At 70.5% G+C, this 26,088-nt stretch carries 18 protein-coding genes and 1 pseudogene; 10 read left to right on the top strand and 9 right to left on the bottom strand.

The features are described 5' to 3' along the window. Positions 1 to 118 precede the first annotated feature (118 nt). From KBY32_RS26720 to ngcE, 4 genes are all read right to left on the bottom strand, one after another. The gene (locus KBY32_RS26720; protein ID WP_210981924.1) at positions 119 to 1,318 is read right to left on the bottom strand and encodes an ROK family transcriptional regulator; all 1,200 of its coding nucleotides are present in this window, start codon (positions 1,316 to 1,318) and stop codon (positions 119 to 121) included. Between the two features lie 229 nt (positions 1,319 to 1,547). Beyond that, a complete protein-coding gene (locus KBY32_RS26715; RefSeq protein WP_055621984.1) occupies positions 1,548 to 2,456 on the bottom strand; it encodes a carbohydrate ABC transporter permease in 909 nt (302 codons plus the stop codon). Then, on the bottom strand, positions 2,453 to 3,514 hold the full coding sequence (locus tag KBY32_RS26710) for a carbohydrate ABC transporter permease (protein WP_055621985.1): 1,062 nt from the start codon (positions 3,512 to 3,514) through the stop codon (positions 2,453 to 2,455). Before KBY32_RS26710 ends, KBY32_RS26715 begins: the two co-directional genes overlap by 4 nt. A gap of 6 nt (positions 3,515 to 3,520) precedes the next feature. Beyond that, positions 3,521 to 4,864 carry an N-acetylglucosamine/diacetylchitobiose ABC transporter substrate-binding protein gene (ngcE, locus tag KBY32_RS26705; protein ID WP_055621986.1) on the bottom strand — a complete coding sequence of 448 codons (1,344 nt, stop codon included), beginning with the start codon at positions 4,862 to 4,864 and terminating at the stop codon, positions 3,521 to 3,523. Between the two features lie 711 nt (positions 4,865 to 5,575). On the opposite strand from ngcE, the gene KBY32_RS26700 reads away from it, so the two are divergent. From KBY32_RS26700 to KBY32_RS26685, 4 genes are all read left to right on the top strand, one after another. Further along, positions 5,576 to 9,316 (top strand): GH92 family glycosyl hydrolase, encoded by a 3,741-nt coding sequence (locus KBY32_RS26700; protein WP_210981937.1) that lies wholly within the window; start codon positions 5,576 to 5,578, stop codon positions 9,314 to 9,316. 163 nt (positions 9,317 to 9,479) lie between these two features. Next, positions 9,480 to 10,847, top strand: coding sequence for a hypothetical protein (locus KBY32_RS26695; RefSeq protein ID WP_210981923.1), 1,368 nt, complete (start codon positions 9,480 to 9,482; stop codon positions 10,845 to 10,847). Between the two features lie 52 nt (positions 10,848 to 10,899). Continuing rightward, complete coding sequence (locus KBY32_RS26690; RefSeq protein WP_210981922.1) at positions 10,900 to 12,135, top strand: MoxR family ATPase; 1,236 nt, start codon at positions 10,900 to 10,902, stop codon at positions 12,133 to 12,135. Between the two features lie 260 nt (positions 12,136 to 12,395). Continuing rightward, a complete protein-coding gene (locus tag KBY32_RS26685) occupies positions 12,396 to 13,601 on the top strand; it encodes a VWA-like domain-containing protein (RefSeq protein ID WP_055622175.1) in 1,206 nt (401 codons plus the stop codon). A gap of 97 nt (positions 13,602 to 13,698) precedes the next feature. Here the strand turns inward: KBY32_RS26685 and acnA are convergent, their stop codons facing one another. Further along, positions 13,699 to 16,416 (bottom strand): aconitate hydratase AcnA, encoded by a 2,718-nt coding sequence (gene acnA, locus KBY32_RS26680; RefSeq protein ID WP_308293800.1) that lies wholly within the window; start codon positions 16,414 to 16,416, stop codon positions 13,699 to 13,701. A 270-nt stretch (positions 16,417 to 16,686) separates the two neighbouring features. Here acnA and argG point away from each other — a divergent pair, with 270 nt between their 5' ends. The 3 genes and pseudogenes from argG (at position 16,687) to KBY32_RS26665 (ending at position 20,105) form a co-directional block, all read left to right on the top strand. After that, positions 16,687 to 18,141 (top strand): argininosuccinate synthase, encoded by a 1,455-nt coding sequence (gene argG / locus KBY32_RS26675; RefSeq protein ID WP_210981920.1) that lies wholly within the window; start codon positions 16,687 to 16,689, stop codon positions 18,139 to 18,141. 173 nt (positions 18,142 to 18,314) lie between these two features. Next, entirely contained in the window at positions 18,315 to 18,512 is a 198-nt protein-coding gene (locus KBY32_RS26670) for a DUF4236 domain-containing protein (protein WP_079033636.1), read from the top strand. A 65-nt stretch (positions 18,513 to 18,577) separates the two neighbouring features. Then, positions 18,578 to 20,105, top strand: a pseudogene (locus KBY32_RS26665) (helix-turn-helix domain-containing protein). A 4-nt stretch (positions 20,106 to 20,109) separates the two neighbouring features. Here KBY32_RS26665 and KBY32_RS26660 read toward each other — a convergent pair. Further along, positions 20,110 to 20,304 (bottom strand): hypothetical protein, encoded by a 195-nt coding sequence (locus KBY32_RS26660; RefSeq protein ID WP_210981919.1) that lies wholly within the window; start codon positions 20,302 to 20,304, stop codon positions 20,110 to 20,112. A gap of 5 nt (positions 20,305 to 20,309) precedes the next feature. Beyond that, the gene (locus KBY32_RS26655) at positions 20,310 to 20,912 is read right to left on the bottom strand and encodes a DUF4383 domain-containing protein (protein WP_210981918.1); all 603 of its coding nucleotides are present in this window, start codon (positions 20,910 to 20,912) and stop codon (positions 20,310 to 20,312) included. 174 nt (positions 20,913 to 21,086) lie between these two features. Here KBY32_RS26655 and KBY32_RS26650 point away from each other — a divergent pair, with 174 nt between their 5' ends. Then, positions 21,087 to 21,926: a DUF4397 domain-containing protein gene (locus KBY32_RS26650; protein WP_210981917.1), complete on the top strand. Its 840-nt coding sequence runs from the start codon at positions 21,087 to 21,089 to the stop codon at positions 21,924 to 21,926. Positions 21,927 to 22,071: 145 nt separating this feature from the next. Then, on the top strand, positions 22,072 to 22,560 hold the full coding sequence (locus tag KBY32_RS26645; protein WP_210981916.1) for a class F sortase: 489 nt from the start codon (positions 22,072 to 22,074) through the stop codon (positions 22,558 to 22,560). Between the two features lie 209 nt (positions 22,561 to 22,769). Here the strand turns inward: KBY32_RS26645 and KBY32_RS26640 are convergent, their stop codons facing one another. Next, positions 22,770 to 24,899, bottom strand: coding sequence for a SpoIIE family protein phosphatase (locus tag KBY32_RS26640; RefSeq protein WP_210981915.1), 2,130 nt, complete (start codon positions 24,897 to 24,899; stop codon positions 22,770 to 22,772). Between the two features lie 259 nt (positions 24,900 to 25,158). Further along, positions 25,159 to 25,614 carry a DUF6299 family protein gene (locus KBY32_RS26635; protein ID WP_055622011.1) on the bottom strand — a complete coding sequence of 152 codons (456 nt, stop codon included), beginning with the start codon at positions 25,612 to 25,614 and terminating at the stop codon, positions 25,159 to 25,161. A gap of 237 nt (positions 25,615 to 25,851) precedes the next feature. Here KBY32_RS26635 and KBY32_RS26630 point away from each other — a divergent pair, with 237 nt between their 5' ends. After that, complete coding sequence (locus KBY32_RS26630; RefSeq protein WP_210981914.1) at positions 25,852 to 26,076, top strand: DUF5999 family protein; 225 nt, start codon at positions 25,852 to 25,854, stop codon at positions 26,074 to 26,076. Positions 26,077 to 26,088 lie beyond the last annotated feature (12 nt).

Below are 26,088 nucleotides of genomic sequence, written 5' to 3'. Positions count from 1 at the left end.
AGAAACCTCCCTGACGAGGCCGCGACGTTGCGGCCGAGGTGGCTGGAAGTCAACTCGGCCACACGTGCGACGTCAAGAAGTAAATCCTTAACGGGTTGGCAACGGTGCCATCCGTTCTCTAAGTGAAGGCGGGGGCAGCCGCGTGCAAAGTGCTGTCCAAAAGGGTCGAATCGCCCATCTCGCTGAGCGCGAGGGCGAGCGCGCCGAGCACCTCGGCGCGGCCTCCAAGGGCCCCTGGAAGCACGCTGAGTTGGCGGGCGGCGCTGGGGATGGCATAGCGCCCCACGGACTCCCTGATGGGCCCCAGGACCAGCTCACCGGCCTCCGCGAGGTCGCCCCCGAGGACCACCCGGCTCGGGTTCAGGAGGTTGCAGAGCTGGGCGACGCCGCTGCCGATGTGCCGGCCCACGTCGGCGACCACCCGGCGGCAGCCCGGATCGCCGTCCCTGGCGAGGCGGACGACGCCCTCCATGGTCAGATCCGTGCCGTGACTGGACTGCAGCAGCGGCAGCACATAGCGCGCGGCCGCGAACGTCTCCAGGCAGCCGCGGTTGCCGCAGCGGCAGACCGGGCCGGACTCGTCGAGCGTGATGTGCCCGATCTCCCCGGCGGTGCCGCCGGGCCCCCGGTAGATCTTCCCGTCGATCACGAGGCCGGCGCCGACGCCGGAGGCGACCTTGATGTACGCCAGGTCCCGCACGCCCCGCCCGCTGCCCCAGACCAGCTCGCCCAGGGCGCCGAGGTTGGCGTCGTTGTCCACGTACACGGGCACGCCGAGCCGCTCGCGCAGCTCCTCGGCGGGCTTGGTGCCGGTCCAGCCCGGCAGGATGGCCGTCGAGCCCAGGGTGCCGGACTCCACGTCGATGGGCCCGGGCACGCCGAGGCCCACCCCGGCGACCTTGGAGCGGTCGACGCCGGTCGCCGCGATCAGCCGGTTGACCAGCTCCTCGGCGCGGTCGAAGCCCTGCGAGGAGGAGGCGTCCACGTCCAGCGGCTCGGACTCCTCGGCCAGCACCTGGTGGGCGAGGTTGCCCACCGCCACCCGCAGATGGGCATGCCCGAAGTCGACGCCGATGACGATGCCGGCGTCCCCGCTCAGCGAGACGCTGCGGGCCCGGCGCCCGCCCGCCGACGTGGGTGTGACCTCGACCGTTCCGCCGTCCTTCAGCTCCCGGACGATATTGGAGACCGTCGCCGCGGACAGACCCGTGGTCCTCGCGATCTCGGCCTGGGTGAGTGATCCGGCCAGCCGAACGGCCCGGACCACCCGTTCCAGGTTGGCTCGGTGCAGCGACGACTGAGACCCCGGAGTCTCCATTGACTCTCACCCTCATCCCTTGCCCCGGTCACCTTGGGGCGACGGGGCCTCGTACAAGTTATGAACTCCAAAGTCCGCTGCATCGCCCGGTGACGTCAAGACCTTGACAGAAATCGGTTCCTGGCCGTGTCCGGCCGACTACCGGACGTGCGACACAGGGGTCCGGCCCCGGAGAGCTGTCTCTCCGGGGCCGGACCCCTGTGTACAACGGGTGGAGCGGCGGTGGGCGTCAGCGGAAGGTGCCCTGGGACACCGACCCGGCGATCCGCCGCTGGAAGACGCAGTACACGATCAGTACGGGCACCACCGTGATCACGATCGCCGCGAACAGCGCGCCGTAGTCGATGTCGTAGACCTGCGAGGACGCGTAGGCGGCCATGCCCTGGGTGAGGACCCACATGTCCTGGTCGGTGTTGAGCGCCACCGGCAGCAGGAACTGGTTCCACAATCCCAGGAAGTTGAAGATCGCCACCGCCGCCATACCCGGACGGGCCATCGGCAGCATCACCTGGAAGAACGCCCGCCAGTCCCCGGCGCCGTCGATCAGCGCGGCCTCGTACACGTCGTGCGGCAGCGACCGGAAGAACGAATAGAGGAAGAACATCGTGAACGGCAGCGCGAACGCGACATAGGTGAGGATCAGCCCGGCACGCGTGTTCAGCAGCCCGAAGTTCTGCAGCTGGAAGAAGAGCGGAACGATCGCCAGGAACACCGGGAACGTCAGGCCGGCGAGCATGACGTAGTAGATCAGCCGGCGGCCGGGGAATTCGAACCGGGCGAGAATGTAGGCGCACATCGCGCCCAGCAGCATCACCAGGACCAGTGCCGAGACCACGACGATCACGGAATTCAGGAAATACCTTCCGATGTTCGCGTCGGTCCACGCGTTCGCGTAGTTCTCGACCCGCCAGTGATCGGGCAGCGAGAACGGCGACGAAAGGATCTCGCTGGTCGATTTGAACGACGACATCAGCACCCACAGCATGGGCACGATGACGATGACGGACCACACGATCAGCAGGGCGTGCGAGACCGCCGCGAATCTGCGGTCGCTGCTCGCGGCGACGCGCGTCAGCTTCCTGTCCCTCGCCGGTTCACGTTCACCGGCCGTCTTCGGGTCGGCGGCGATGACGCTCACCCGGCACCTCCCTCGGCTGCGGCACGCCGAGCCTTGGCCCCAGGCGCCTTCTTCTTGCTCTCGCCCTCGCCGCCGCCCGTGAGGCGGTTGACGAGGAACACCAGCGCCGCGAACACCAGGGTGACGACGGCGAGGACGACGCCCATCGCGGTGGCGTAGCCGAACTGCTGCTTGGCGAAAGCGACGTTGAACAGACGCTGACTGATGGTCAGGGTCGAGTTGTCCGGGCCGCCGTTCGGCACCATCGCCTGGACGTAGACGAACGCGTCGAGGGCGGCGATGCCCAGGTAGATGTACGCCGTCTGCACGCTGTCCCGGATCGCCGGCAGGGTGATCGAGACGGTGGTGCGCAGCCGGCCGGCCCCGTCGATCCTCGCCGCCTCGTACAGCTCGGCGGGGACGCCCTTGATCGCGGCGATGAAGAGCACCGCGTAGAAGCCGACGAGCCCCCAGATGATCACGAACATCACGGACGGCATCGCCGTCGCCTTCTCGCCCAGCCACGCGAACGTGTCGAACCGGTCGAGGCCGAGGCCCGTGAGGACGCCGTTGAGCAGGCCGGCGTTCGGGTCGTACATCTGCGCCCAGATCAGACCGACGATGATCGCCGGCACGACGTAGGGGAAGAACGAGACGATCCGGTAGAACGACGCCCCCCGGATCCCCCGCACGGGGCCCCTGCTGGGCCCGCCCAGGGTGATGGCCACGGCGACCCCGAGGGCGAGCGTCAGGGTCACCAGCGGCACGAAGGCCGCGAGGAGTGCGACGTTGCGCAGCGCCTTCAGGAAGATGTCGTCCTCGAACATCTTCGTGAAGTTGTCGAAGCCGACGAAGTTGTAGTCCGGGCTGAAGCCACGCCAGTCGGTCATCCCCCAGAAGATCGCCTGGCAGAACGGGATCAGGACGAAGATCACGAAGATGGCCAGCGGGAGACCGAGGAACGCGAGGAAGAACGTCACCCGGTCGAACGTGAGCTTGCGGCGCCATGGCCGCCCGCCGCGAGCGGCCGGCTCGGGCCGGCGGCTCGCGGTCTCGGCTTTGAGGATCGTGTCCTTCATCGGGTGCTAGCTGACCTTGACCTTGTCGACGGAGTCGTCCTCGCGGACCTTGTCGGAAATCCTCTGCAGGGCCGAGGTCAGTCCCTTGGCGTCGAGGTCACCGGCGAGGAACGAGTTGAACGGCACCAGCTGGTCGGTGTTCATCCCGTAGGTCTCGACGAACATGTAGTTGAAGATGTTGGTGCCCGCGGCCTCCAGCATCTTCGTCTGCGAGACGAGGGCCGTCGATCCGTAACCGTCGGCGGGCACGGTGCCCTTGACGATCGTCGGGGCCAGCTTCGTCTTGGAGAAGTTGGCGGCCGCCTTCTCCGACAGCATCGCCCGCAGCACCTCCTTGGCACCGGCCGGGTTCTTGCCCTGCCGGGGCACGATGAACGGCTCGCCGGCGGCCGCGCGGAGCGACTCCCAGGGCAGCGCCGGCTTGTCGGTGAGCGTCATCGACGGGAAGCCGGTCATCTGGAAGTCGGCCTTCGTGGCCTTCTTCATCTCGTTCTCGATCCAGCCGCCGGACGGGTAGAGCAGCGCCTTCTGGTCGTTGCTCCAGATCGCCTGCGCCTTCTGGAACTGGGTGCCGGAGCCGCCGGGGACGAACATCTTCTGCTTGACCATGGTCTCCATGACCTTGATCACGCCCTGGACGGCCGGGTGCGACCAACAGCCCTTCTCCAGATTCTCCAGGGCCAGCCGGACCTCGTCGCCGCCCTCCTTGATCGCCGAGTCGATCAGGAGCGTGCGGTAGTAGGTCGCCGCCTCCTTGCCGTGGACGAAGAGGTACTTGCCCTTCTTCTTCGCCTTCTGGCCGAGGTCGAGCGCCTCGTCCCAGGTCTTCGGCGGGGTCCAGCCGTTCGCCTCGAAGAGCGTCTTCGAGTACCAGACGCCGTACACGGTCATCACGTAGTTGAGCGCGACGAACTTGTCCTTGAACGTGCCGGGGGCCTTGACGCCGGGGTAGACGATGTCGGCGATCTTCTTGCCCTCGTAGGTGTTGGCCTCGAAGAGGTCGTCGAGCTCCTCCAGCTGGTCGAGGATGCCGAGGAAGCCGATCTGGTCCTCACCGGAGTTGTCGATGAGGTCCGGCGGGTTGCCGCCGACGAAGCGGGGCTGGAGCTGGGGGGCGATGTCGACGACCGGGTCGACCTTGACCTTGAGGCCCTTGACCTGGCCGCCGAGCACCTGGTTGGTGTAGTCGACGTAGTCGGTGCCGTAGCCGCCGTCGAAGATGGCCGCCTCGACCGTGGAGTTCGCGGCGACACCGAACGGGTTGGTGGCGCTCTTCTCGCCCTTCGGGCCGCCGCCACCTTCGCTGTCCTTGCTGGAGGGGGAGCTGCACGCGACCGCGAACGAGCCCACGGCCGCGGTGGCGATGGCCCCGCGCAGGAGTGTCCGCCTGTCAAGAGAGCCGGCACGAATGGTCATCTCTGCATCCTCACTGATCGGTTGGCTTTGTACGGATGTGCTGCGTGCGCGCCCGCCGCGGCCGGACCGGTTTCGCGCCGGCCGCACATGGGGCGTTGTCGTCGTCTCGGAGCCGCGGTGCGACGCCGATGATCAGCTGAGCGATGCCGGCATTACCGTCGCCGGGGCCGGAGCGGCGGTCGCAATCCGCCTGATCAGATCGCAATGGCCTACGCCGGAAGTGGATCCCATGCTCAAGTCCTCGCCTTCTCCAGGACTCAGGCGGTGAACCGGATCCTTCCCGGCACCGCGATCGGGTCAAGCTGGGGTCGTGCAGGAAGTGCGGAATCGTGCGAAGTGCCGACAGGTATAGTCCACTTCCCGCCAGCGGAGCAAGATCGAATGCAAGGTTCACCGGTGGTCTTTTCCGAGTTGAGACCTCACGGAAATATGCGGGGCCTGTGCGACGCTTGCCGGAAAAATCCACGCCATAAGCCCCGAACGGCACACTCAACACCCTTGACAATGCCTGGCACTTGAGCCACTACTGTTCCTTGCGCAGCGAATTTGACAACGTTGTCCCGCGCGCAGGGAGGGTACCTGGTGAAGCAGCAGAGAGCTCGGCACAGATGGGGTACGGCGGTCGTGTCGGCGACCGCCTTCGCTTTGACCGTGGGCTCGCAGGGTGCGGCGGTGGCCCTGCCCCAGGCGCCCGCGGCCGCCGACCGGGAGTTCACGTCCTCGTTCGAGACGGACGATCCGGCACCCGACTGGCTCAATACCGTCGACACCGGTCCCGGGGGCGCCAAACGCGCGTCCGGGGTGGACGGCGGGTACAGCAGCGGCATCCCGGGCAATGTGACCGACCATGTCACGGACGTACGGGCGAACGGGGAGAACTCGGGCGCCGGTGAGGTGAAGGAGAACCTCGCCGACGGGGAGCCCGGCAGCAAGTGGCTGGTCTTCGAGGCCACCGGCTGGGTGGAGTTCGACCTCGACAAGCCGGCGCGCATCACCAAGTACGCGCTCACGTCGGCGAACGACTTCGCCGAGCGCGACCCGCGGAACTGGACCCTCAAGGGCTCCTTGGACGGCAAGGACTGGAAGACCGTCGACACCCGCTCGGACCAGACCTTCGCCGAGCGGTTCCAGACCAAGACGTACGACCTCGCCGAGCCGGCCGAGTACCAGCACTTCCGGCTGGAGATCACCAAGAACAACGGCGCCTCCGGCGTCCTGCAGCTGGCCGACGTCCAGTTCTCCACGGGCGGCGACGACGGACCGGTGCCGCAGGACATGCTGTCCCTCGTGGACCGCGGCCCGAGCGGCTCGCCGACCGCCAAGGCGGGCGCCGGCTTCACCGGCAAGCGGGCCCTGCGCTACGCGGGCCGGCACACGGCGGACGGGCGCGGCTACTCGTACAACAAGGTCTACGACGTCGACGTGGCCGTCGGCCGGAACACCCAGCTGTCCTACAAGGTCTTCCCCTCGATGGCGGACGGCGACCGCGACTACGACGCCACGAACGTCTCCGTCGACCTGGCCTTCACCGACGGCACCTACCTCAGCGACCTCGGCGCCGCCGACCAGCACGGCTTCCCCCTCACGCCACGCGGGCAGGGCGCCGCCAAGGTGCTGTACGTCAACCAGTGGAACAACGTCGTCTCCCGGATCGGCTCGGTCGCCCGCGGCAAGACCGTCGACCGCGTCCTGGTGGCGTACGACTCCCCCAAGGGCCCGGCGAAGTTCCGGGGCTGGCTGGACGACGTCACGCTGAAGGAGGCCGCGCCCGAGAAGCCGAAGGCGCATCCGTCCGACTACGCGCTCACCACCCGCGGCACCCTGTCCAGCGGTGGTTTCTCGCGCGGCAACAACTTCCCGGCGACCGCCGTGCCGCACGGGTTCAACTTCTGGACCCCGGTGACCAACGCGGGCTCGCTGAGCTGGCTGTACGACTACGCCCGCGCCAACAACGCGGACAACCTGCCGACGATCCAGGCGTTCAGCGCCAGCCACGAGCCCAGCCCCTGGATGGGCGACCGGCAGACGTTCCAGGTGATGCCGTCGGCCGCCTCCGGCACCCCCGAGACCGGGCGCTCCGCCCGCGCGCTCGCCTTCAGGCACGAGAACGAGACCGCGCGGCCGTACTACTACGGGGTGCGGTTCGAGAACGGGCTGAAGGCGGAGATGACGCCGACGGACCACGCGGCGGTGCTGCGCTTCACCTACCCCGGTGACGACGCGAGCGTCCTGTTCGACAACGTGACCGACCAGGCGGGGCTGACCCTCGACAAGGAGAACGGCGTCGTCACCGGCTACTCGGACGTGAAGTCCGGGCTGTCGACGGGCGCGACCCGCCTCTTCGTCTACGGCACCTTCGACAAGCCGGTGACCGACGGCGCCTCCAGCGGCGTGAAGGGCCATCTGCGCTTCGACGCCGGGGACGACCGCACCGTGACGCTGCGGCTCGCCACATCCCTGATCAGCGTCGACCAGGCCGAGGACAATCTGCGCCAGGAGGTCGACGGCGCCTCGTTCGACGCCGTGAAGGCCCGCGCACAGCGGCAGTGGGACAAGCTGCTCGGCAAGGTGACCGTGGAGGGCGCGACGCCGGACCAGCTGACCACGCTGTACTCCAGCCTGTACCGGCTGTACCTGTACCCGAACTCCGGCTTCGAGAAGGTCGGCGGCAAGTACCAGTACGCGTCGCCGTTCTCGAAGATGCCGAACCCGGACACCCCGACGCACACCGGCGCGAAGATCGTCGACGGCAAGGTGTACGTCAACAACGGCTTCTGGGACACCTACCGCACCACCTGGCCGGCGTACTCGCTGCTCACACCGGGGCAGGCGGGCGAGATGGTCGACGGCTTCGTACAGCAGTACAAGGACGGCGGCTGGACCTCCCGCTGGTCCTCGCCGGGCTACGCGGACCTGATGACGGGCACCTCCTCGGACGTGGCGTTCGCGGACGCGTACGTCAAGGGCGTCGGCTTCGACGCGAAGGCCGCGTACGACGCGGCCGTGAAGAACGCGACCGTCGTGCCGCCGTCGTCCGGTGTGGGCCGCAAGGGCATGACGACTTCACCCTTCCTCGGCTACACCAGCAGCGAGACGCACGAGGGCCTGTCGTGGGCGCTGGAGGGCTACCTCAACGACTACGGCATCGCGAAGATGGGCCAGGCGCTCTACAAGAAGACGGGTGACAAGCGGTACAAGGAGGAGTCCGCGTACTTCCTGAACCGCGCGCAGGACTACGTCAACCTCTTCGACGCCGAGGCCGGCTTCTTCCAGGGCCGTGACGCCAAGGGCGACTGGCGGGTCGAGTCCTCGAAGTACGACCCGCGCGTATGGGGCTACGACTACACGGAGACCAACGGCTGGGGCTACGCGTTCACCGCGCCCCAGGACAGCCGCGGCCTCGCGAACCTGTACGGCGGCCGCAGCGGCCTCGCCGACAAGCTGGACACGTACTTCTCCACCCCGGAGACGGCCTCGCCCGACTTCGTCGGCTCCTACGGCGGCGTCATCCACGAGATGACGGAGGCGCGGGACGTCCGGATGGGCATGTACGGGCACTCCAACCAGGTCGCCCACCATGTGAACTACATGTACAACGCGGCCGGTCAGCCCTGGAAGACGCAGAAGAACGTGCGCGAGGTGCTGTCGCGGCTGTACGTCGGCAGCGAGATCGGACAGGGCTACCACGGTGACGAGGACAACGGCGAGCAGTCGGCCTGGTACCTGTTCTCCGCGCTGGGCTTCTACCCGCTGGTGATGGGCAGCGGCGAGTACGCCATCGGCTCGCCCCTGTTCACGAAGGCGACGGTCCAGCTGGAGAACGGCCGCAAGCTGGTCGTGAAGGCGCCGAAGAACAGCGCCCGCAACGTCTACGTCCAGGGCCTGAAGGTCGACGGCGTGCCGTGGAAGTCGACGTCGCTCCCCCACTCGCTGATCGCTAAGGGCGGGGTCCTGGAGTTCGACATGGGGTCGAAGCCGTCCTCGTGGGGCACCGGCAAGAACGCGGCGCCCGTCTCCATCACCGAGGACGACAAGGTGCCCACGCCCCGCGCCGACCTGGTCAAGGGCGAGGGCGCGCTGTTCGACAACACGTCCGCCACGCAGGCCGCCGTCACCTCGGTGGACCTGCCGGTGGCCGAGGCCGGCAAGGCCGTGCAGTACACCCTGACGTCGCCGTCGGACCGTACGAAGGCACCGGCCGGCTGGAAGCTCCAGGCGTCGAAGGACGGCACCACGTGGAAGACCCTGGACGAACGTACCGGGGAGACCTTCACCTGGGACCGCCAGACCCGCGCCTTCTCGGTGAAGTCGCCGGGCACGTACGCGAAGTACCGCCTGGTCCTCACCGGTGAGGCCACCCTCGCGGAGGTCGAACTGCTCGGCTGAGCAGGGGTTTTCCGGGAACACACGCGGGGTGTCGGTCCGACCGGACCGGCACCCCGCACCCGTATCCCTGCTGACAGATCGTGATCGCCGTGCCTATGATGCGCGCGATGAAGAACTTCACCCTCTGTGGATTGGAGGAATCGTCCGCGCAAGGTGAGTGCTGATGGCACCTCACTTCGCGCCCGCGATTCCGACCCGTCTGTCGATGTGGCAGCGCGTACGCGAGTACGCCGTGCCACCGTCCATGATCGAGACCGCTACCGCGCGGCGTCTCGCCGGTGACTGGGCCGGGGCCTGTGCCGCCGCCCGCGTCGACGTCGACCTCGATCTGCGCGCCGTGCGTACGCGTCACGGCACCGATCTCGCCTCCCGCCTCCGGGCGGACCTGCGCCGGCTCGCGCCGGATCTGCTGCGCTGGCACATGCCCCGGATCGCCCCCGACGGGCGGCTCCGCCCCGGTCTCACCCTCGCCCTGGCCCGCTATCCGGGCGGGCTGCGTCTCGTGGTCCGTACGCCGCCGGCCCGGGCGGACGCCGGACAGCGGATGTCGCTGTCGCTGTGGGAGGAGTCCGGCGACGGGCCCTCCTGGGGGCGGCATCCGCACCCGCATCCGCACCCCGATCGGCGGTTCCGGCTCGATCTGCATCGGCATCTGTGGGATGCGGGGCGCAGTGGGGAGCTGGGGCGGCGATACGGCCGGGGTGACGACTCCGACTCCCCCTGGGCCAGCCGGAGTTGGGCCGCCGAGGCCGAGCTGTTGCTGCGGGCGGAGGGGCTCGGCCCGCGTGGGGCGTTCACCGTGCGGCTGGGCACGCGCGACCGGGCCGTACTGGAACTCGTCGCGCCCGACGAGAGCCATGTGCCCGGCGTACGGCACCTCTCGCTGCCGGCGGGGGACGTGGCCGCGCTTCCGGTGCTGCCGGAGGCGGCGGCACGGGTCCTGCCGGACAGGGAGTTGCTGCGGGCCGGGTTGATCACGGCCGACCGGCTGCATCCGCTGGTCGCCGCGGCGCTCCCGGCCTCCGGCCCGGCACCGAAGGGCCGGCCCGTCACCGAGGCCGCCGATCCGTATCGGGTGGAGTGCCGGGGCGCGGTGCATCGGATCGCGCTGCGCGACGGGGTGCTGACCGCCGTCGACCACGACCCGGCCGAAGTGCGCCGGGAGGAACTCCTGGTCGCGCTCGGCGGGCCCGCGCTGCCCTGTCTGCGGGCGATCGACGCCGTGCACCGCAGCCCGGAGCAGTTGCCCGCGGTGCGGGAGCGGCTGCGCCACGGTGACGTCGCCGGGGCGCTGGCCGTCGTCGAGGGGCTGCTCGGCCCCGGTGCCGTGCTGCGGGAGGGGCCGCTCCGGGAGGAACTGGAGACGGCCGCCGCCCGCCGCGTGGAGCACGGGCTGTTCCGCTCCGGGCTCGTGCCCGTGTCCCCCGCCTCCGCCGACGCGGGCGCGCGCCGCGTAGGCCGGCGTACACCCCGGCATGCGCACCCCAAGCGCGGCAAGAACTCCCGGCCCCGCGCCGGCCTCTTCTACTGACTTCTCCGGCCCTTACGGCTGCCCCGAACCTTCGACACCCCTGGTGATGCCCATGACTTCCGCTGCCCTCCTGCCCACCGTCGACTCCCAACTCACCCTCGCCGACGACCTGCTGACGCTCCTCCGCACGACCACCACCGAGCCACGCCCCGACGAGCAGCTCGAAGCGCTCACCCTCGCCGTCGCGGCCGATCTGCCGGTCCTGCTCTGGGGCGAACCCGGCATCGGCAAGACCGCGGCCCTGACCCAGCTCGCCGCCTCCCTCGACCTTCCGCTGACCACCGTGATCGCCAGCGTCCACGAGCCCACCGACTTCTCCGGGCTGCCCATCGTGGGTGACGACCCGGCGGTGCGCGGAGTGCCGATGGCGCCGCCGCAGTGGGCCGTGGAGCTGGTGCGGGCCGGGCGGGGCCTGCTCTTCCTGGACGAGCTGTCCACCGCGACCCCTGCTGTGCAGGCCGCGCTGCTGCGGGTCGTCCTGGAGCGCAAGGTCGGCGCCCTCCAACTGCCGCCCGGCGTACGGATCGTGGCCGCCGCCAACCCGCGCGCCTCGGCGGCCGACGGCTGGGAGCTGAGCCCGCCGCTGGCCAACCGGTTCGTGCATCTGTACTGGGTGCACGACAAGGACGTGGTGGTGCGGGGTCTCGGCGGGGTGTGGCCCCGTGCCGAGCTGCCCCACCTGGACCCCGGGCGGCTGGCGGAGGCGGTGGCCCTCGCCCGGCGTGCGGTCTGCGGTTTCCTGGAGGCCCGGCCGACGCTGATCCACCGGCTGCCGAACAGCGAGACCCGGCGCGGTGGCGCCTGGCCCTCGCCCCGCAGCTGGGAGGCCGCGCTGACCCTGCTGGCCTTCGGCACGGCGGCCGGGGTGTCCCGGGACGTGCTGGCGCTGCTGGTGCGGGGCGCGGTGGGCGACGGTGCGGGGCTCGAACTCCTCGCCCACCTCGACCGCATGGACCTGCCCGACCCGGAGCTGCTGCTCGCCGACCCGGCCAACGCCGAGCTGCCCGAGCGCGGTGACCTCCGTCAGGCCGCGCTGGAGGCGGTGGTGGCCGCCGTCGGGGCCCGTCCGGAGCGCCGGCGCTGGGAGGCGGGCTGGGCGGTGCTGGTCCGCGCCCTGGAGACCGGGGCGCCGGACCTCCTGGTGGCCCCGGCGAAGGCCCTGGCCGCGGTACGACGGGACGGCTGGGAGGTCCCGGAGGCGGTGGAGCGACTGGCGACGATCGTCGGCCTGAACGAGCGGGCGGAACGGTCGGTGGCGGGGGCGCGGGCGCCGCGGGTGGGCCGGTGACGGGGCTTGTGGGCGTCGTAGGGGCGCCGGGGGCGGGGGTTGTGGGCGCCGCAGGCCCGCCGACGACCGGGACCGCCGGCACCGCAAGCATGCCGGGGACGAGGATCGCGGGCGTCGGGCGGGCGCCGAAGGCCGTCGCCCCGGCGCCTGTCCCCCGGCCGATGGCGCCGCCTCCGCCGCCACGCCCCGTACGGGTCACCGTGCCCGCGGTGCCGGCGGGGCGGCGTGCGCCCGACAATCCGCCCGGGCTGCCGCTCGACATGGAGAAGTTGCTGGCCGCGCGGCTGCACGCCGTGGAGGTGCGGCCGTATCTCGCCGTCGCGCTCTTCGCGCTGCACATCGTCGAGGACTCCTCCGTGCCGACGATGGCCGTCGACGCGCACTGGCGCTGCTACGTCTCCCCCGGCTTCGTGGCCCGTACGCCGGTGGAGGAGCTGGCCGGCGTCTGGGTGCACGAGGTCTCGCATCTGCTCCGGGACCACCATGACCGCGGCCTGCGCTACGCGCGCGAGAACGAGGAGTTCGGGCCCGGCGAGCGCCTGCGCCGGAACATCGCCGCCGACTTCGAGATCAACGACGACATCTACGGCGACGGCCTGCCCCAGCCGGCCGGGGTGGTGCTGCCGTCGCTGCTGGGGCTGCCCGACGGGCTGCTGATGGAGGAGTATCTGCGGACGTCCTCGATGACCGGACTCGCCGCGGACCTGGCCTGGCTGGACTGCGGGGGCGGTGCCGGCGGGGAGCGGCGGCCGTGGGAGCTGGGGCCCGAGGGGGCGGACGGGCTGACCCGGCAGCAGCGGGACGCGGTGCGTTTCCGGGTCGCCGAGGGCATCAAGGGCCGGCCCGGCGACGCCCCGGAGGGCTGGCGGCGCTGGGCGGACGAGGCTTTCCATCCGCCGCAGCCGTGGCGGCAGTTGCTGGGCGCCGCCGTGCGGTCGGCGGCCGGGGCGCCGGGGGCGGGCGAGAACCACAGCTACCGGCGGCCGTCGCGGCGCTCGACCGCCGTCCCCGGGGTGGTGTTGCCGAGCCTGCGCCGCACTCCCCCACGGGTGTGCGTGGTGATCGACACCTCGGGTTCGGTGAGCGACGCCGAACTGGGCGGCGCGCTGCTGGAGGTGGCGGCGATCGCGCGGGCCGTGGGCGGGCGGCGCGATCTGGTCTCGGTGATCTCCTGCGACGCGGCGGCCGGGATCGCGGTGCCGATCTGCCGTGCCGAGGCGATGGAGCTGATCGGCGGCGGGGGCACGGATCTGCGCTCCGGTTTCGAGCGGGCGCTGCGCTCCCGGCCCCGGCCGGACGTGATCGTCGCGCTGACCGACGGCCAGACGCCCTGGCCGTCCGCTCAGCCGCCGTGCCGTACGGTCGTCGGGCTGTTCCCACGGCCGGTCCGCGCCGTGGACGAGGACGACCCGCACTATGTGCCGGACGCCCCGCCGTCCTGGGCCCGGGTCGTCACCATCGGCTGACAGCACGTGCGCGGTACGGCGGAGGGCCGCGCCCCCGTCTCCGGGAACGCGGCCCTCGAACTGCCGTGCCGTACCGCTGACTTGCGGAGCTGACCGCTTACTTGCGGATCAGGTTGCGCAGCACGTACTGCATGATGCCGCCGTTGCGGTAGTAGTCCGCCTCACCGGGGGTGTCGATGCGGACGACCGCGTCGAACTCGACACCGGTGTCGGTGGTGACCTTGACCGTGCGCGGCGTGGTGCCGTTGTTCAGCTCCTCGACGCCGGTGAAGGAGAAGGTCTCCTCGCCGGTCAGGCCCAGGGTCGAGGCGGTGTGGCCCTCGGGGAACTGGAGCGGTAGGACGCCCATGCCGATGAGGTTCGAGCGGTGGATGCGCTCGTAGGACTCGGCGATGACGGCCTTGACGCCGAGGAGCGCGGTGCCCTTGGCGGCCCAGTCGCGGGACGAGCCGGAGCCGTACTCCTTGCCGGCCAGGACGACCAGCGGGATGCCCTGCTCGATGTAGTTGCGCGAGGCGTCGTAGATGAACGACACCGGCGCGTCGGGCTGGGTGAAGTCGCGGGTGTAGCCGCCCTCGGTGCCCGGCGCGATCTGGTTGCGCAGGCGGATGTTGGCGAACGTACCGCGGATCATGACCTCGTGGTTGCCGCGGCGGGAGCCGTAGCTGTTGAAGTCGCGGCGCTCGACGCCGTGCTCCGTGAGGTACTTGCCGGCCGGGGTGTCGGCCTTGATGGCGCCGGCCGGGGAGATGTGGTCGGTGGTGACCGAGTCGCCCAGCTTGGCGAGCACGCGGGCACCGGTGATGTCGGTGACCGGGGCGGGCTCCATCTGCATGCCCTCGAAGTAGGGGGGCTTGCGGACGTAGGTGGACTCCGGGTCCCACTCGAAGGTGTCGCCGGTCGGGATCGACAGGGCCTGCCACTGGGCGTCGCCCGCGAAGACGTCGCTGTAGGACTTGGAGAACATGTCCTCGCCGATGGCGTTGGCGACGACGTCGTTGACCTCGGCCTCGGAGGGCCAGATGTCCTTCAGGTAGACCGGGTTGCCGTCCTGGTCGACGCCCAGGGCCTCCTTGGTGATGTCCACCTTCATGGAGCCCGCGAGGGCGTACGCGACGACCAGCGGCGGGGACGCCAGGTAGTTCATCTTGACGTCGGGGTTGATCCGGCCCTCGAAGTTGCGGTTGCCGGAGAGCACCGAGGTCACGGCCAGGTCGTGCTCGTTGACGGCCTTGGAGACCTCCTCCGGCAGCGGGCCGGAGTTGCCGATGCAGGTGGTGCAGCCGTAGCCGACGAGGTTGAAGCCGACCTTGTCGAGGTACGGGGTCAGGCCCGCCTTGTCGAAGTAGTCGGTGACGACCTTCGAGCCCGGGGCGAGGGTGGTCTTGACCCACGGCTTGCGGGTCAGGCCCTTCTCCACGGCCTTCTTCGCGACGAGCGCGGCGGCGACCATGACGTACGGGTTGGAGGTGTTGGTGCAGGAGGTGATGGCCGCGACCGTCACCGCGCCGTGGTCCAGCTCGTAGGTGGTGCCGTCGGGGGCGGTCACCGGGACCGGGTTGGACGGGGCGCCGTTCGGGGTGACGGCCGGGGCGTCGGAGGCCGGGAAGGACTCCTTGCCCGCCTCGTCCACGACGTCGACGTAGTTGAGGACGTCCTGCTTGAACTGCTCGGCGGCGTTCGCGAGGACGATGCGGTCCTGCGGGCGCTTCGGGCCGGCGATGGAGGGGACGACCGTGGAGAGGTCGAGCTCCAGCTTCTCGGAGAAGTCCGGCTCGGCCTTCGGGTCCAGCCAGAGGCCCTGCTCCTTGGCGTAGGCCTCGACGAGCGCGAGCTGCTGCTCGGAGCGGCCGGTCAGCTTCAGGTAGTTGATGGTCTCGGCGTCGATCGGGAAGATCGCGGCGGTGGAGCCGAACTCCGGCGACATGTTGCCGATGGTGGCGCGGTTCGCCAGGGAGGTGGCGGCGACGCCCTCGCCGTAGAACTCGACGAACTTGCCGACCACACCGTGCTTGCGGAGCATCTCGGTGATGGTCAGCACGAGGTCGGTGGCGGTGGTGCCGGGCTGCAGCTCACCGGTCAGCTTGAAGCCGACGACGCGCGGGATCAGCATGGAGACCGGCTGGCCGAGCATGGCGGCCTCGGCCTCGATGCCGCCGACGCCCCAGCCGAGCACACCGAGGCCGTTGACCATGGTGGTGTGCGAGTCGGTGCCGACGAGGGTGTCGGGGTACGCCTGGCCGTTACGGACCATGACCGTACGGGCCAGGTGCTCGATGTTCACCTGGTGGACGATGCCGGTGCCCGGCGGGACGACCTTGAAGTCGTCGAACGCGGTCTGGCCCCAGCGCAGGAACTGGTAGCGCTCCTTGTTGCGGCCGTACTCCAGCTCGACGTTCTGCTTGAAGGCGTCCGACGTGCCGAACTTGTCGGCGATGACGGAGTGGTCGATGACCATCTCGGCCGGCGAGAGCGGGTTGACCTTCGACGGGTCGCCACCGAGGGCCTTGACGGCCTCACGCATGGTCGCGAGGTCCACGACACAGGGCACGCCGGTGAAGTCCTGCATGATCACGCGGGCCGGCGTGAACTGGATCTCCTGCGACGGCTGGGCCTGGGAGTCCCAGCCGCCCAGGGCGCGGATGTGGTCGGCGGTGATGTTCGCGCCGTCCTCGGTGCGGAGGAGGTTCTCCAGCAGCACCTTCAGGCTGTAAGGGAGGCGCGCGGAGCCCTCGACCTTGTCCAGCCGGAAGATCTCGTACGACTCGTCGCCCACCTGCAGCGTGCTGCGGGCGTCGAAGCTGTTCGCCGACACGACAGTCTCCTTCATTGATGTGCGCGTACCACCACGATCCTGCCGCGACGGCCTACCGGCCGATCCGCTAAGGTAAGGCTAAGTTAGGTAACCCTTACCGTGGATCGGTCGCGCCGTACGGCTGCGGTGCACCTCGGCAGATATCTCGATGTCGAGATAACTCTAGTACATGAGGCCGGGATGGTCATGCCCGGGGCGTGGCGAGCCCCCGCGCTCCGGGTCACGCAGGCCCACATTGCATGACCATGCGAGATGATGCATACTCTTCCTATGTCCAAGGTCCTCACCTCCCTGCCCACCGGCGAGCGGGTCGGCATCGCCTTCTCCGGCGGTCTCGACACCTCGGTCGCGGTCGCGTGGATGCGCGACAAGGGCGCCGTCCCGTGCACCTACACCGCCGACATCGGCCAGTACGACGAGCCCGACATCGCGTCGGTGCCCGGCCGCGCCAAGACCTACGGCGCCGAGGTCGCGCGCCTGGTCGACTGCCGCGCCGCCCTCGTCGAGGAGGGGCTGGCCGCGCTCACCTGCGGCGCGTTCCACATCCGCTCCGGCGGGCGCGCGTACTTCAACACGACGCCGCTGGGCCGTGCCGTCACCGGCACCCTGCTGGTCCGGGCGATGCTGGAGGACGACGTCCAGATCTGGGGCGACGGCTCGACCTACAAGGGCAACGACATCGAGCGGTTCTACCGCTACGGCCTGCTGGCCAACCCGCATCTGCGGATCTACAAGCCCTGGCTGGACGCGGACTTCGTGACGGAGCTCGGCGGCCGCAAGGAGATGTCGGAGTGGCTGGTCACCCACGGCCTGCCGTACCGGGACGCCACCGAGAAGGCGTACTCCACCGACGCCAACATCTGGGGCGCCACCCACGAGGCCAAGACCCTGGAGCACCTGGACACCGGCATCGAGACGGTCGAGCCCATCATGGGCGTCCGCTTCTGGGACCCGTCGGTCGAGATCGCCACCGAGGACGTGACGATCGGCTTCGAGCAGGGCCGCCCGGTCACCATCAACGGCAAGGAGTTCGCCTCCGCCGTCGACCTGGTGATGGAGGCCAACGCCATCGGCGGCCGGCACGGCCTGGGCATGTCCGACCAGATCGAGAACCGGATCATCGAGGCCAAGAGCCGCGGCATCTACGAGGCGCCGGGCATGGCCCTGCTGCACGGCGCGTACGAGCGTCTGGTCAACGCGATCCACAACGAGGACACCCTCGCCCAGTACCACACCGAGGGCCGGCGCCTCGGCCGGCTGATGTACGAGGGCCGCTGGCTGGACCCGCAGGCGCTGATGATCCGCGAGTCGCTCCAGCGCTGGGTCGGCGCCGCGATCACCGGCGAGGTGACGCTGCGGCTGCGGCGCGGCGAGGACTACTCGATCCTCGACACCACCGGCCCGGCGTTCTCGTACCACCCGGACAAGCTCTCCATGGAGCGCACCGAGGACTCGGCGTTCGGCCCGGTCGACCGGATCGGCCAGCTCACCATGCGCAACCTCGACATCGCCGACTCCCGCGCCAAGCTGGAGCAGTACGTCGGTCTGGGCCTGATCGGCACCGGCAGCCCCACCCTGGGCGCCTCCCAGGCCGCCGCGACGGGCCTCATCGGCACCATGCCGGAGCTGCCGCAGGGCGGCGCCGAGGCGATCGCCTCGCGCGGCGAGGTGTCCGAGGAGGACGCGCTGCTGGACCGCGCCGCGATGGAGTCCGGCACGGACTGACGGCGGCACCACCGGAGGACGGACCTCGAAGGGGCCCGGTACGACGCAGGACGCGTCGTACCGGGCCCCTTCGCGTGCGCGCCCCGCGGCACTTGGCATGCCTCAGCGCGCGAAGCCGGGGTAAGCGGGTGAACACCTGACCGACTGGAGACCGACTGGAAAGGGAGGCGCGCATGCCCCTCACGTTCCGCAAGAGCTTCCGGATCCTTCCCGGCGTGACGCTCAACATCAACCGCCGCTCCTGGTCCATCACCACGGGTGGCAAGAACGGCCCGCGTCACACCCGCAGCAGCACCGGACGTCGTACGACATCGATGGATTTGCCCGGACCTTTCGGGTGGCGGCGCACCCGTACCACCAGGGGGCGTTGACAGCCCGTCACCCGAATGGACCCCTCTGGGATGTGCCATCTCATATGTGAGATAGCCTCAGCCTCATGGCAGACGACTACCTCGTACGCATCGGCAGGCTCATCCGTGACGCCCGGCAACACCGTGGCTGGACACAGACGCAGCTCGCCGAGGCGCTCGGCACCTCCCAGAGCGCCGTCAATCGCATCGAGCGCGGCAACCAGAACATCAGCCTTGAGATGATCGCCCGTATCGGCGAGGCCCTGGACAGCGAGATCGTGTCTCTGGGATACGCCGGGCCGATGCATCTCCGGGTCGTCGGCGGACGCCGGCTGTCGGGCGCCATCGACGTCAAGACGAGCAAGAACGCGTGTGTGGCGCTGCTGTGCGCCTCTCTGCTCAACAAGGGGCGCACAGTTCTGCGCCGGGTCGCCCGGATCGAGGAGGTCTACCGCCTCCTCGAGGTGCTCAACTCCATCGGCGTGCGCACCCGTTGGATCAACGGCGGGGTCGACCTGGAGATCGTGCCGCCCGCCGAGCTGGACATGGGCGCCATCGACGCCGAGGCCGCGGTGCGCACCCGGTCGATCATCATGTTCCTCGGCCCGCTGCTGCACCGGATGAACCACTTCAAGCTGCCCTACGCGGGCGGCTGCGACCTCGGCACGCGCACCATCGAGCCGCACATGATCGCGCTGCGCCGCTTCGGCCTGGACGTGGCGGCGACCGAGGGCCAGTACCACGCCATGGTCGACCGGTCCGTACGGCCCGACCGCCCGATCGTGCTGACCGAGCGCGGCGACACCGTGACGGAGAACGCGCTGCTGGCCGGCACGGCACGACGGCGTCACCGTCATCCGCAACGCCTCCTCCAACTACATGGTCCAGGACCTCTGTTTCTTCCTGGAGGCGCTCGGGGTCCGGGTCGAGGGCATCGGCACCACGACCCTGACCGTGCACGGCGTCCCCACGATCGACGTCGACGTCGACTACTCCCCCTCCGAGGACCCGGTGGAGGCGATGAGCCTGCTGGCCGCCGCCGTGGTCACCGAGTCCGAACTGACGGTGCGCCGGGTGCCGATCGAGTTCCTGGAGATCGAGCTGGCGGTCCTGGAGGAGATGGGCCTCGACCACGACCGCACCCCCGAGTACTTCGCCGACAACGGCCGTACCCGGCTGATCGACCTGACGGTCCGTCCCTCCAAGCTGGAGGCGCCGATCGACAAGATCCACCCGATGCCGTTCCCCGGCCTGAACATCGACAACGTGCCGTTCTTCGCGGCCATCGCGGCGGTCGCCTCCGGCAAAACCCTGATCCACGACTGGGTCTACGACAACCGCGCCATCTACCTGACCGACCTCAACCGCCTCGGCGGCCGCCTCCAGCTCCTGGACCCGCACCGCGTCCTGGTGGAGGGCCCGACCCGCTGGCGCGCCGCCGAGATGATGTGCCCGCCGGCGCTGCGCCCCGCCGTGGTGGTCCTCCTGGCGATGATGGCGGCGGACGGCACGTCGGTGCTGCGCAACGTGTATGTCATCAACCGCGGTTACGAGGACCTGGCAGAACGGCTGAACTCGATCGGGGCACAGATCGAGATCTTCCGGGACATCTGAGTCCTCAGAACACCGGTACCACCAGATCGAGGAAGCGCAGCAGGAAGAGGCCGGCGATGAGCACGGATCCCGTCACGACGAGGAGCAGCCAGAAGTAGGGATGCTCCCAGACGCCGCCGTCGGGACGCTCTTCGTGCGCTTCGGCGATCGAGCCCTCCACGGGAGGTGTCTCGGTCGGCCTGCTGAGTGGTTCGGTCACGTTGCTCACCGCTTTCCTCTCGTGGGCGGGCGCCATTCGGGCGCCCGCCCATCGCCAGTGCCCTCGGGACTCTGCGTGGCGGGCAGCAGGTGCCGCTGCCGTCCTGTGTCCGGGAGGGCGGCGGCCGCCTCACGTTCGCGTGCCGCCTGCTTCGGGTGCCGGCGCTGCCAGTACGGGTTGTCGTGGGACAGCTTGCTGGACACCCGGCCGTACATCCCGAACGTGGCGATGATCAACCCCATGACGAAGCTGAAGATCACGTTCGTCATGCCGAAGTCGAGGATGTTGGCGGGACGGTCCAGTACGAAGATGTGCGCGAAGCCGCTCAGCACGAAGAGCGCGCCGACCGTCATGTTGAGGGTCGAGGCGAAGTTGCCGCCGATCGCCGCGCCGGCGAGCAGCGCGAGACCGACGACGGCGGAGATGGTGCTGAGGGCGACGTTGGTGGTCATGCCGGCGATCGTGTCGCCGGCCGTGTCGAACGGACTCAGCGCGTCGGCGTAGCCGAGTCCCGCGAAGACCAGCAGGACGAGGCCGCAGAAGCCTGCGCCGTAGCGGTAGACGGTGGCCAGATGGTGATCGACGGGCAGTTCATCCTTGAGCTTCATGCCCGCATTTCGGCTTATATGTCGGCTTTGGATGCGGTGCGGGCGCTGTCCCGATCACCGCGTGCTGAACGCGAGGAGAAAGTGGTCACTCCGGCGCATCCACGGCACCGCCCGGCGGCGAAGCCCTTGTGAGACTCCCCCCGCACACATGAGCCCCACGAAGGGATGATCCTCATGACCTCCCGGACCACCATCGCCGTCGCCGCTTCGGCCGGGGCCTGCGCTCTGGCCTTCGGCGTGACCGCACCCGCCGCCATGGCTGCTCCGCAACAGGGGCAGGACACGGGCATGGTGTCCGTCTTCCACGGCATCCCCGGCATGACGGTCGACGTCTACGCCAACGGCGACAAGCTGCTCAGCGACTTCAAGCCCGGCACGGTGACCGATCCGCGGTCCCTCGAGGCGGGGACCTACGACATCGAGATCTTCGAAGCCGGTCAGGGCCCCGACGGCACCCCCGCACTGGCGGAGCAGGTGAAGGTGTCCGAAGGCGGCAATGCCACGGTCGCGGCACACCTCTCCTCCGACGGCAAGCCACAGTTGACGGCGTTCGCCAACGACGCCTCGAAGGTGGACGCGGGCAAGGCACGCCTGACCGTTCGCCATGTCGCGGCCGCGCCCGCCGTCGACGTACGAGCCGGAGGACAGCCCGTCTTCACCGACCTGACCAACCCGAACCAGGACAGCGCGGCGGTCGACGCGGGCACCGTGAACGCCGACGTCGTTCTGGCCGGCACCGACACGGTGGCCATCGGTCCGGCCGACCTCGACCTCAAGGAGGGAACGAGCAACATCGTCTACGCCTGGGGCAGCGCCGAGGACAAGAACCTGGCGCTGGCCACCCAGACGTTCAGCGGCATGGAGACGATGCCCAACGCGGCGCATGCCGGCGTCAGCGGTGCCGCCGTCACGCCGAACTCCTCCGACCAGTGGCTCGCCTGGGCCGCGGCGGCCGGAGCGATCAGCCTGACGGGCGTCATGGTGGCCCGTCGGGTCGCCGGCCGGCGTGGCTGACACGTCGCGACGGCTGACCGGACTGGCGACGGCGGCTGCCGCTGTGGCAGCCGTCCTCGCCGTTTCGGGCGGGCCGTCGGAGCCCGCACCCGCACCGCCCGACTTCGGCCCCGCGCTCGCGCGGCAGCGAGCGGTGACGGCCCCGATGCCCAGCGGTACCGAGTCACTGCCCGGCACCGCCGCAGCCGAGCCGCCCGAGCGCGTCCGACTTCGCGACGTGGGCCTCGACGCCCGTGTACAGCCGGTCGGCGTGACCGAGCGGGGAGACATGACCGTCCCCGACGACCCCTCCGTGGCCGGGTGGTACCGCTTCGGCCCGGCGCCCGGCAGCCCCGAGGGGTCGGCCGTGCTCGTCGGGCACGTGGACGGCGAGACGGGCGCCCTCGGCGAGTTCGCCGCGCTCTACGACGTACGGCGCGGCGATCGCGTCGAAGTCCGGCGGGCGAAGGCCGCGCCGGTCGTCTACCGCGTCGTCTCGCGCGCCACCGTGCCCAAGGACGAGTTGCCGCCCTCGGCGTTCCGCCGAACGGGCGATCCCGTCCTGACGCTGATCACTTGTGCACCACCCTTCGAGCCCGAGCGCGGAGGCTACCTGGCCAACCTCGTCGTCACGGCGGAGCCGGTGCGCGAGTGACAGCATCGCCTCACGTGCGACAGGCTCGTGCACACAGGGGCGAAGGGGTCCGAGCCGGTGGTAGCCGCCGCGCGGGTGCGCAGGCGTCGGGCCTGGCGGCGCAGATCTCGGTCGCAGGCATCGCCTCGCGGTGGTCGCGGATGACCGTGTCGACCTGGGGTTCGAGCATCCCGAGCCTGATCTGAGCCCGACGGGCGCTGCCGCTCCGACTACAGGACCGGCAGCGGCAGTTCCGCTGTTTCGCTCAGTTGGGCCCAGACCGTCTTGCCGCGGCGGGCGTGGCGGGTGCCCCATTGTTCGGCCAGTTGGGCGACCAGGAGGAGGCCGCGGCCGCCCTCGTCGAAGACACGGGCGCGGCGCAGGTGCGGGGTGGTGCTGCTGGCGTCGGAGACCTCGATGAGCAGGGCGCGGTCGTGGATGAGGCGCAGGCTGATCGGGGGGCGGCCGTACCGGATGGCGTTGGTGACCAGCTCGCTGACGACCAGTTCGGCGATGAAGTCCATGTCGCCGAGGCCCCAGGCGGCGAGTTGGCGTGAGACCTCTCCGCGTACGCGGCCGACCTCCGCGGGGTCGGGCTCCAGGTCCCAGGTGGCGACGCGGTCGGCGCCGAGGGCGCGGGTGCGGGCGAGGAGCAGGGCGATGTCGTCGTCCGGCTTCGTGGAGGGGAGGAGGGCCTCGAGGACCGTGTCGCAGGCGGCGTCAAGGCTGGGGGCCGGGCGGGCCAGGACTTCACGCAGGGCGGCGAGACCGCCCTCCACGTCGTGGGCGCGGGCCTCGATCAGGCCGTCCGTGTAGAGGGCGATGAGGCTGCCCTCCGGCAGGTCGACCTCGACGGTCTCGAACGGCAGGCCGCCGAGGCCCAGCGGTGGGCCGGGCGGCAGGTCGAGCAGGTCGGCTCTGCCCTCGCGCACCACCACCGCCGGGGGCACATGGCCGGCCCGGGCCAGGGTGCAGCGGCACGCGATCGGATCGTAGACCGCGTACAGGCAGGTGGCGCCGATGTCACCGTCGCCCGGGCCGTCCTGGTCGCCGGACTCCTCGGCGGACAGCCGCAGCACGACGTCGTCCAGATGGGTGAGGAGTTCGTCGGGCGGCAGGTCGATGTCGGCCAGAGTGCGTACGGCGGTCCGCAGCCGGCCCATGGTGGCGGCGGCCCGGATCCCGTGGCCGACCACGTCCCCGACCACGAGCGCCACCCGGGCGCCGGACAGCGGGATGACGTCGTACCAGTCGCCGCCCACCCCGGCGTCCGAGCCGGCCGGCAGGTAGCGGTAGGCGACGTCCACCGCCGACTGCAGGGGCGCGTTGCGCGGGAGGAGGCTGCGCTGGAGGGTGAGCGCGGTGGCCCGGGCGTGGGTGTAGCGGCGGGCGTTGTCCACGGCGACGGCGGCCCGGGCGGCGATCTCCGCGGCGAGGAGGAGGTCCTCGTCGTCGTAGCGGGCGGGTGTCTCGCAGCGGTGGAACTCGGCGAGACCCAGCGTGGTGCCCCGGGCGCGCAGCGGCACCACCAGGGTCGAGTGGATGGTGCTCGGGTCCTCGGAGCGGTCGTTCTGGTGCCGGGAGGGCTGCCCGGTGGTCAGGGCCCGCTCGCTGGGCGACCCGTCGTGGCAGTGGTGGATCTCCTGCGGGCGCACGGCCGGCTCCGGTCCGGAGGCGTCCGCCGGGCCCTGGGCCATGCGGCGCAGTACGTACGGCGTCTCGACGGCGACGTCCTCCCCGCGCAGCAGCGGGTCGAGGAGGTCGACGGTGACGAAGTCGGCGAAGCGTTCGGCGGCGAGGTCGGCCAGTTCCTGCGCGGTACGGTCGATGTCGAGGGTGGTGCCGATGCGCATGCTCGCCTCGTTCACCATCCTCGCCCGCCAGCGCAGCCTGCGGTCCCGCTCCTCCTGGAACGCCTCCACACCCTGTTCGCTGACCCGGTCCACATAGATGGTCGACATCGCGGTCAGCGCACGGGCCGCCGCGCTGACCTGCTCGGCGTCGCCGCCCAGCCGGGGCAGCTCTTCCAGCAGGCGGTCGTTGACGATGGCCTGGGCCAGGCGGAACGCGCGCAGGACGGTGCTCAGGGGGGTACCGTGCCGGGCCAGCCCCAGGGAGCGGGCGGTGTCGGCGGCGGGCAGCTCGATCCGGCCCGGTTCGATCTCGGCCTCGAGGCCGTTGAGGGCGGCGGCGATGTGGTCGGTGACGTTCTGGGAGACGACGCGGGCGATGTCGGGGGCGTCGTAGAGGGCCGGCAGTTCGCGCCGCAGGCACTCCTCCACCTCGGCGGAGAGCTCGTCGGCTCGCCGCCTGAGCTCCTGTGCCGCTCGCGCGAGAAGATGGCCGGCCGAGGAATCCACACTGACGACGGTACGCCGCTCGGGCCGCCGTCTCAGACCGGGGGTGGCGCCCGGGTGGTCCGGTCGCCGGACCGGGCGCCGCCCGGTCGGACCCTACGGGCCCCTGAGGAGGGCTGGGCTCCCCCGCGTCCTCGCCCCGCGCCGCCCGCGCCGCGCCCCCCGGGGTCGGCGGGGCGCAGCGCGGTGGGCCCCGGGGGCGTGGGGCGGGGGGCGGGCGTGGCGGGCGGCCGTCGGGCCTCGCTGGAGTCGCGGGCGCCCGTCAGTCCTTCACGAGGGTCGCGTTCTTCTTCAGCTTCGCGTGGAAGTACGGCAGAGGCAGCCCGCCCAGCACGTCCACGGGGCGCAGCTCGACGAGGGTGGCCTCGACGTCCGCCTTGCCGGCTTCGAGCGTGGACGGGGTGGGGGTGCCCTCGTTCACCCAGCGGTGCTTCTTGCCGTCGCACTCGGCAAGGGTGCCGCCGATGGCGTGGCGGGTGTCGGACTTCCGCCGGGCCACGGAGGCGCTGACGAAGACGGGACCCTCGGCGTCGGCGCAGCGGTAGGTGCCGGACACGGTGACGGTGCCGTCGGAGGCCAGGCGGATCTTCTTGTCGACGGTCACGGACTCCTTGACCTCGGTGGTGGAATCGGTGTCGGCGGCGGGGGCCGAGGGCGCGGCGGCCAGCAGGAGCAGGACGGCGCCGACGGTGGCGGCGAGCGCGGGGCGCAGGGGCATGGGATGACCTCCCGGTGGGTGGAGTGGGGCGCTCCACTCGTACCCGGCGGGTGGGTCCGGGGACGTGATCGTCACCCCTTCGGTGGCGAGTCCGCCCGGACCGTCGCGGGGCGGTCAGGGGGTTGTCCGCGGGCTGTCACGGTTCGCGACAGGCCGTTCCGGCGCGGGCGCGACGGGAGCATGGTCGAACCACACGGACGGCCCCCACGGTTCGTCCGGTCCATGTGGAGGTGCGCCATGTGTTCTCACCGGTCCTCGTGCCCGTCCGTCCAAGCCGACACCGCACATGTGGTCGTGGCACACGTGCCTGCCGCACGTGTGGTCGCGGCACACCCCGAGCAGGGCTGGAGCCTGCTGTGCGACGGCTCGATCGTGTTCGACGACAGCGGTGTGCTGCTGCCCGACGGCAGTGTGGTGGCGCCCCGCCGGGTGCCGGCCGGCCGCCTGGAGCAGGCGGCGTGAGCCGACGGAACG

It is taken from the genome of Streptomyces sp. RK62 (assembly GCF_018070255.1).
Classification (GTDB): domain Bacteria; phylum Actinomycetota; class Actinomycetes; order Streptomycetales; family Streptomycetaceae; genus Streptomyces; species Streptomyces nigra.
Note: the sequence above shows the minus strand (reverse complement) of the source record. Positions and strands in the feature narration are given on the sequence as shown.

What these genes read in the sequence shown, in the direction of transcription:
- KBY32_RS26720 (WP_210981924.1), bottom strand. Translation starts at nt 1,318, where the DNA reads ATGGAGACTCCGGGGTCTCAGTCGTCGCTGCACCGAGCCAACCTGGAA.
- KBY32_RS26710 (WP_055621985.1), bottom strand. Translation starts at nt 3,514, where the DNA reads ATGAAGGACACGATCCTCAAAGCCGAGACCGCGAGCCGCCGGCCCGAG.
- KBY32_RS26695 (WP_210981923.1), top strand. Translation starts at nt 9,480, where the DNA reads ATGGCACCTCACTTCGCGCCCGCGATTCCGACCCGTCTGTCGATGTGG.
- KBY32_RS26690 (WP_210981922.1), top strand. Translation starts at nt 10,900, where the DNA reads ATGACTTCCGCTGCCCTCCTGCCCACCGTCGACTCCCAACTCACCCTC.
- KBY32_RS26685 (WP_055622175.1), top strand. Translation starts at nt 12,396, where the DNA reads ATGGAGAAGTTGCTGGCCGCGCGGCTGCACGCCGTGGAGGTGCGGCCG.
- argG (WP_210981920.1), top strand. Translation starts at nt 16,687, where the DNA reads ATGTCCAAGGTCCTCACCTCCCTGCCCACCGGCGAGCGGGTCGGCATC.
- KBY32_RS26670 (WP_079033636.1), top strand. Translation starts at nt 18,315, where the DNA reads ATGCCCCTCACGTTCCGCAAGAGCTTCCGGATCCTTCCCGGCGTGACG.
- KBY32_RS26655 (WP_210981918.1), bottom strand. Translation starts at nt 20,912, where the DNA reads ATGAAGCTCAAGGATGAACTGCCCGTCGATCACCATCTGGCCACCGTC.
- KBY32_RS26650 (WP_210981917.1), top strand. Translation starts at nt 21,087, where the DNA reads ATGACCTCCCGGACCACCATCGCCGTCGCCGCTTCGGCCGGGGCCTGC.
- KBY32_RS26645 (WP_210981916.1), top strand. Translation starts at nt 22,072, where the DNA reads ATGCCCAGCGGTACCGAGTCACTGCCCGGCACCGCCGCAGCCGAGCCG.
- KBY32_RS26635 (WP_055622011.1), bottom strand. Translation starts at nt 25,614, where the DNA reads ATGCCCCTGCGCCCCGCGCTCGCCGCCACCGTCGGCGCCGTCCTGCTC.
- KBY32_RS26630 (WP_210981914.1), top strand. Translation starts at nt 25,852, where the DNA reads ATGTGTTCTCACCGGTCCTCGTGCCCGTCCGTCCAAGCCGACACCGCA.